This window comes from Bradyrhizobium sp. RD5-C2, assembly GCF_019972155.1.
GTDB lineage: Bacteria > Pseudomonadota > Alphaproteobacteria > Rhizobiales > Xanthobacteraceae > Bradyrhizobium.
Window position 1 is genome coordinate 1 of sequence record NZ_BOVL01000052.1, and the last position, 319, is coordinate 319.

A 319-nucleotide genomic window follows, 5' to 3' on the forward strand; every position below is an offset into this window, starting at 1 on the left:
CCAAATGGGTCAAGCGGTTCCGCGCAGAAGGTGTCGAAGGGTTGCGTGATCGCTCCTCGAGACCTCTTTCATCGCCAAGCCAAATCCTGCCAGCCACGCGTGCCGCCGTCGAGACGTTGCGCCGGCAGCGCCACACCGGCAAGCAGATCGCAGCCGAGGTCAGGGTGTCGCCGGCCACTGTCAGCCGCATCCTTCGCCGCTTGGGATTAAGCCGGATACGCGATCTGGAGCCGACCGAGCCGGTACGGCGCTATGAGCGCGAACAGCCCGGCGAGCTCATCCATATCGACATCAAGAAGCTCGGCAGGTTCGTCAGACC

1 protein-coding gene is annotated in these 319 nt (G+C 63.9%); it reads left to right on the top strand.

Going from position 1 to position 319, the window contains the following annotated elements; translation table 11 throughout:
• A partial coding sequence (locus BraRD5C2_RS34120; RefSeq protein ID WP_223975861.1) for a helix-turn-helix domain-containing protein occupies positions 1–319 on the top strand: 319 nt, incomplete at both ends.